Below are 1,943 nucleotides of genomic sequence, written 5' to 3' on the forward strand. Positions count from 1 at the left end.
GCCCGGAACCACCAGGTTCCGGGCCCTTCCCCATGCCGGTCGTGGGACGGCTCAGCCGAGCCGCGACTCCGCCCGCCGGGCGCGGACGTCGCCGACCTTCTGCCCCACCTTGCGGCGGATGACCAGCAGCGGCGCCATCGCGGCGAGCGTGATCTGGGCGAACGCGCCGACGTGCATCAGGCTGTCGCCGCCGGGCAGCCCGGTCGCCCAGGCGGCCAGGCAGCCGATCGCGACGACGACCCAGCAGAGCGTGGCGGTGGCCAGCAGCCCCTGCGGCTTCGGGTACTCGATCCGGCTGACCATCAGGTACGCGGCGCCGAAGATGGCGAGCAGACCGGGCAGGAACGGCGGGTCGAGCAGCACGATGGCGATCACCGTCATCGCGCCCATCGGGCAGGGCATGCCCTGGAACACCCCGGGCCGCATCTTGACGGCCGAGAAGCGGGCCAGCCGCAGGACCACCGCGAGCAGTACGGTCAGCGCGATCAGCGCCGACAGCTTGCTGTTGGAACCCGGGGAGACCATGCCCCAGACCGCGACGAAGTAGGCCGGCGCGATGCCGAAGCTGATCAGGTCCGCGAGGTTGTCCAGTTCCGCTCCGAGGGCGGAGGAGCGCAGCTTGCGCGCCACCAGCCCGTCGAAGAGGTCGCACATCGAGCCGATCAGCAGCAGCGTGACCGCGGTGGCGGCGCTGTGCCGGTCCGGAGCGGCGTCCGGGTTGGTGATGTGCGGGACCAGGACCCCGGTGGTGATCGAGTAGATCGCCAGGAAGCCGCAGACGGCGTTCCCCAGGGTCAGGAAGTCGGCCGTGGACAGGTGCTGGGGAGAGCGCGGGGCACGCAGCTCGCGGTCCCGTGCCCAGCGGCGGCGGCGCAGGGCCGTCTCCTCGTCGTCCAGGCCGACGATTGTCTCAGGATCAGTCACGGTCAAGGCGCGTCACCCCGGCTGTGGTCTTCTGGCCGACCTCGACGCCGACCTCGACGCCGGCCGGCAGGTAGGTGTCGACGCGGGACCCGAACCGGATCAGACCGATCCGGTCGCCCTGCTCGACCTTGGTTCCGGCGTCCACGTACGGCACGATGCGGCGGGCCACAGCCCCCGCGATCTGGACCATCTCGATGTCGCCGAGCTCGGTGTCGAAGTGCCAGACGACCCGCTCGTTCTGGTCGCTGTCCTTGTTGAACGCGGGGACGAAGCCGCCCGCGACGTGCTCGACCGACGTCACGGTGCCCGGCAGGGGCGCGCGGTTGACGTGGACGTTCAGCGGGCTCATGAAGATCGCGACCCGGGTGCGGCCGTCCGGCCAGGCGTCGATGCTCTGCACCACGCCGTCGGCGGGGGAGATCACTCTGCCCGTGCCGATCTCACGCTCGGGGTCGCGGAAGAACCACAGCATGCCCGCGCCGAGGGCACAGGCGGGTACCGCAGCCAGGGCCCACTTGCCGCTGCGCCGGGTGAGGGCGGTGGTCACGGCGGCCGTGGCGAGGGTGGGGACGAACCAGGGGGTGGCTCCGCGCGCGATGGTCACGCGGGGTCGCCGACCGGCCGTCGGGGCTGCGAGGGCATCGCGGTCCGTGACGGAGGTGTGAGGGGACGGGCTGATGGGCATCGAAGACCTTTGTCGCGGGGGATCATGGCCGCTGGACGGGGGCCACCGCGGAATCGGTAATAGAGGGACGGCTTGCTGTCCCGGTGGATGCTATCGGGAGCAGACGGTGGGTGGGCAACCCGCCTGCTCGTTCACGTGTCCGGTGGCGGCGCGTGTGCGCGTCCACTCCTACGACCGTAGCTCGGCCCGGTCCGGTTCCCAAGGGACCCGACAGGGCTGGTGACTCTTGTCTCAACGGGTGCGCGGACGGAACCCGGCGGACGAAACGGCCGTAGCGGCCGGAAGCGGGTGTGCGGAAGCGGCCGCAGGGCGCGTCGTTGCAGCTGTACGCCCC

2 protein-coding genes are annotated in these 1,943 nt (G+C 71.4%); both read right to left on the reverse strand.

What is annotated here, in order from left to right; genetic code table 11:
• Positions 1 to 51: 51 nt before the first annotated feature.
• Positions 52 to 930 carry a phosphatidylcholine/phosphatidylserine synthase gene (locus tag ACFU7Z_RS39140; RefSeq protein WP_369808332.1) on the reverse strand — a complete coding sequence of 293 codons (879 nt, stop codon included), beginning with the start codon at positions 928 to 930 and terminating at the stop codon, positions 52 to 54.
• Positions 917 to 1,609 carry a phosphatidylserine decarboxylase gene (locus ACFU7Z_RS39145; RefSeq protein WP_049655656.1) on the reverse strand — a complete coding sequence of 231 codons (693 nt, stop codon included), beginning with the start codon at positions 1,607 to 1,609 and terminating at the stop codon, positions 917 to 919. Before ACFU7Z_RS39145 ends, ACFU7Z_RS39140 begins: the two co-directional genes overlap by 14 nt.
• Positions 1,610 to 1,943 lie beyond the last annotated feature (334 nt).

Origin of the sequence: Kitasatospora sp. NPDC057518 (assembly GCF_042802075.1) — a bacterium.
Classification (GTDB): Bacteria; Actinomycetota; Actinomycetes; order Streptomycetales; family Streptomycetaceae; genus Kitasatospora.